The sequence below is a fragment of the Microvirga sp. P4_G7 genome, assembly GCF_056401005.1.
Window position 1 is genome coordinate 1 of record NZ_JBFUKD010000355.1, and the last position, 3,770, is coordinate 3,770.

Annotated in this window: 4 protein-coding genes; 2 read left to right on the top strand and 2 right to left on the bottom strand. The window is 64.0% G+C overall.

Translation table 11 applies throughout. The annotated features are described in order from the left end of the window. On the top strand, nucleotides 1–895 hold an 895-nt coding region (locus AC1DT3_RS14435), incomplete at its 5' end, for a peptidoglycan -binding protein (RefSeq protein ID WP_477465940.1). Between the two features lie 4 nt (nucleotides 896–899). Here AC1DT3_RS14435 and AC1DT3_RS14440 read toward each other — a convergent pair. Then, the gene (locus AC1DT3_RS14440) at nucleotides 900–2,696 is read right to left on the bottom strand and encodes an ABC transporter transmembrane domain-containing protein (RefSeq protein WP_477465941.1); all 1,797 of its coding nucleotides are present in this window, start codon (nucleotides 2,694–2,696) and stop codon (nucleotides 900–902) included. A 158-nt stretch (nucleotides 2,697–2,854) separates the two neighbouring features. Here AC1DT3_RS14440 and rpmE point away from each other — a divergent pair, with 158 nt between their 5' ends. Further along, the gene (gene rpmE / locus AC1DT3_RS14445; RefSeq protein ID WP_477465942.1) at nucleotides 2,855–3,097 is read left to right on the top strand and encodes a 50S ribosomal protein L31; all 243 of its coding nucleotides are present in this window, start codon (nucleotides 2,855–2,857) and stop codon (nucleotides 3,095–3,097) included. A gap of 129 nt (nucleotides 3,098–3,226) precedes the next feature. Here rpmE and AC1DT3_RS14450 read toward each other — a convergent pair. Further along, nucleotides 3,227–3,770, bottom strand: a 544-nt coding sequence (locus tag AC1DT3_RS14450) for a DUF1428 domain-containing protein (protein WP_477465943.1), incomplete at its 5' end; no start/stop codon positions are given.

Below are 3,770 nucleotides of genomic sequence, written 5' to 3' on the forward strand. Positions count from 1 at the left end.
ATTCTATCTCAGCCGCGAATTGTCCGGCCGGGACACGGTTCTCGATCGGCTGAACCGTCAGATCTCGGATCTCACCGACCTTCTGGCACTCGAACGGTCGACGCGGCGCTCGAGCGAGGAAAGTCTTTCGAGCCTGCAATCCACGCTTCGGGTCTCGGAGGCCGAGCGCGCACGTCTGCAAGGCATGCTCGACAGCGGCACCGCGAACCAGGGCCGCGCCGACGAATTGACGAATGTCATCGAGAGCGAGCGCCTCGAAAAGGGGCGCGCGCTGAGCCAGATCGAAATCCTCAACCAGCAGATCGCCGCCATGCGCCGGCAGCTGGCCGCTTTGGAGGAAGCGCTTTCAGCGTCCGAATCGCGGGATAAGGACAGCCAGGCACGCATCGCCGAACTCGGCGGGCGCCTGAACGTCGCTCTCGCCCAGCGTGTCCAGGAACTCGCGCGCTATCGGTCGGATTTCTTCGGCCGGCTCCGCCAGATCCTCGGCAACCGACCCGACGTCCGGATCGTCGGGGACCGGTTCGTATTCCAGTCGGAAGTGCTGTTTCCCGCCGGCCAGGCTATCCTGCGGCCGGAGGCCTCGGGCGAGATCGACCGTATCGCGAGCGCCCTGGTCGAACTCGAAAAGCAGGTGCCGCCGGATATCCCGTGGGTCATCCGCGTCGACGGACACACGGATGCGCGCCCGATCGCGACGTCTCAGTTCCCGTCGAACTGGGCGCTGTCGGCCGCGCGTGCCATCGCGGTCGTCCAGGCGCTGGTGGCGCGTGGCGTTGCCCCTCAGCACCTCCTGGCCGCAGGTTTCGGCGAGTTTCAGCCGATCGACCTCGGCACCTCCGAAGAGGCTTATGCCCGCAACCGGCGCATCGAGCTGAAACTGACAGAGCGCTAGCTCCTTACTCCGCCGCTTCTGCGTGACCCGAATCTGTGAATTGCAGCCGGGCCAACCGCGCGTAGAGGCCACCTTTGGCGAAGAGTTCGTCGTGGGTCCCCTCTTCGACGATCCGACCCTGGTCCATCACCAGGATTCGATCGGCCGATCGAATCGTCGCGAGTCGATGCGCGATGACGAGGGTCGTGCGGCCGGTCATCAGGTGGTCGAACGCGATCTGGACCTTACGCTCGCTTTCCGCGTCGAGAGCGGAGGTTGCCTCATCGAGCAGCAAGATCGGCGCGTCCTTCAGAATCGCCCGCGCGATGGCGATGCGCTGACGCTGCCCGCCCGACAGCGTGACACCCCGCTCTCCGATGACAGTCTCATAGCCCTGCGGCATGGCGCGGATGAAGCCGTCGGCTGCGGCCAGGACGGCGGCCTTGCGCACGTCGTCCTCGCTCGCGTCGGGACGCCCGTAGCGAATGTTTTCGAGGACGCTCGTCGCGAAGATCGTCGGCTCCTGCGGCACCAGCGCCATGCGCTGGCGAAGCGCCGCCGGATCGACCTCCGAGGTGGCGATGCCGTCGATGAGCACGCGGCCCTGCTGTGGATCGTAGAAGCGCAACAGGAGTTGAAAGATGGTGCTCTTGCCGGCGCCCGAGGCCCCGACGAGAGCGACCCGCTCGCCGCTCGCGACGCTGAAATTGAGATCCTCCAAGGCCGGCTGTGAGGTACGAGTGGGATAGGCGAAGCCCACATGGTCGAAAGCCACCGTTCCAAGCGGCGGCTGCGGCAGCGGCACCGGATGGAGCGGCGCCTTGATCGCCGGTTCGGCGGCGAGAATTTCTCCGAGCCGTTCGGCCGCGCCGGCGGCCTGCGCCAACTCTCCATAGACCTCCGAGATCTGGCCGAGCGAACTCGCGACGAACACCGCGTAGAGAAGAAACTGGGTCAGCGTTCCGGCGGTCATCGTGCCGGCGAGCACCTCTTGCGCCCCATACCAGAGAACACCGACGACGCTGGCGGATATGAGAAAGAGGCCGGCCCCTGTCAGATAGGAGCGCATTGTGGTGGACAGTCGCGCGGCCTCGAAGGCCTCCTCGGCGGCTTGCGCAAAGCGAGAAGCGGTCGCGCCCTCCATGCCGAAAGCCTGCATGGTGCGCACCGCGCCCACCGCTTCGGCGGCATAGGCCGAAGCGTCTGCGAGCCGATCCTGCGCCGCCCGGGACCGCTTGCGGACGGCCCGGCCCGACGTGATGAGAGGCAGAACGATCACCGGGATGGCGAACAGAACCATGGCCGAGAGCTTCGGACTCGTCAGCACCATCTGCACGGCGGCGCCGAGAAACAGGAAGGCATTGCGAAGGGCGATCGAGATGCTGACCCCGAAAGCCGCCTTGACCTGGGTGGTATCGGCGGTCAAGCGCGACACGAGTTCACCGCTCTTCGATTGATCGAAGAACGTCGGATCGAGGCTGGTCAGTCGGCGAAAGACCGCCGCCCGAAGGTCGGCGACGACCCGCTCGCCGAGCGTGATGACGCAATAGTAGCGAAGTGCGCTCGCCACCGCGAGGACGCCGACGACCACGACGAGCATGCCGAAATAAGCATTGATCAGCTCCCGCCCCTCAGAGGTAAACCCGAAATCGATCACTCGCCGCATGGCGATGGGCATGACCAGCGTCGCCCCAGAGGCCACGACGAGCGCGACAAAAGCGACGAGGATCCGGCCCTTGTAAGCAAGCGCGAACGGAACGAGGGGCTTCAGCGCGCTCAAGGGCGCCTTGGCGCGGGCGGCTTCAGATGGGTGATCGGCCATTGGTCTCGAATCTGGTTTACGGCGCTGAAAGGCTTAGCACCTTTCGACCCGGCTTGTTTCAGGGTTCCAAGTGCGGTATAGGCGCGCGTTATTCAAGATCAGAACCCGATCAAAGGCTGCAGGCCGCCGCATCGRCAGGCCGCAAGAGGACATTGGCAATGGCACGCGACAGCGAACTGGAACACCCCGACTACCATTTCATCAAGGTGGTCATGACCGACGGCACCTCGTTCACGACCCGGTCGACCTACGGCAAAGATGGCGACACCCTCAATCTCGACATCGATCCGAACACCCACCCGGCATGGACCGGCGGCACGCAGCAATTGCTCGACCGCGGCGGCCGTCTGTCGCGCTTCAACTCGAAGTTCGGCAATCTGGGCATCGGCGGCGCCAAGTAAGCAGCGTTCTCAAGTAAGCAGCGTTCTTCTGCTAGACGTTCTTCTGCTAGAAATGACGAAAAGCCCCGCTTCGCGCGGGGCTTTTTATTTGGAACGGCCTGTTTTTAGAACGGCGGAATTCGTTGGGCCCTATGCATCGAGGATCGGGGCGAAACCGCCATAGACCCTGCGTTGGCCATCGTAGACCTTCTTGTCCTGGGCCGCATGCATGCGCGGATCAGCGTAGATCTTCTTCCACGCCTCGTTGCGGGCTTCCTTCGACGGCCATTCGATCCAGGAATAGACGACCTTCTCATCCCCCGTCGCCTTCACTGCACCCTTGAAATCGGTGAGTTTGCCGTCCGGGACGTCGTCGCCCCACGCTTCCACCACGCGGGTGGCGCCGTATTCCTTGAGGATGGCGGCTTGGGTCTCCGCCAGCTGCCGATAGGCATCTTTGTTTGCAGCGGGAACCGGGACCAGCGAACCGTCGGCGTAACCCATCCTGCCCTTGGCACCTTCGTCGACGATCGCCGCAAAGCCCGCGAAGATCATGCGCTGGCCATCGAAGGGCATCGACGCACCCATCTCCTTCATGCGCGGATCACTCATGATTTTCTCGTTCGCCGCGTCGCGTGCTGCCTTGTTGGGATATTCCAACCACGAGAAGACGATGACTTCGTCCTGCTTCGCC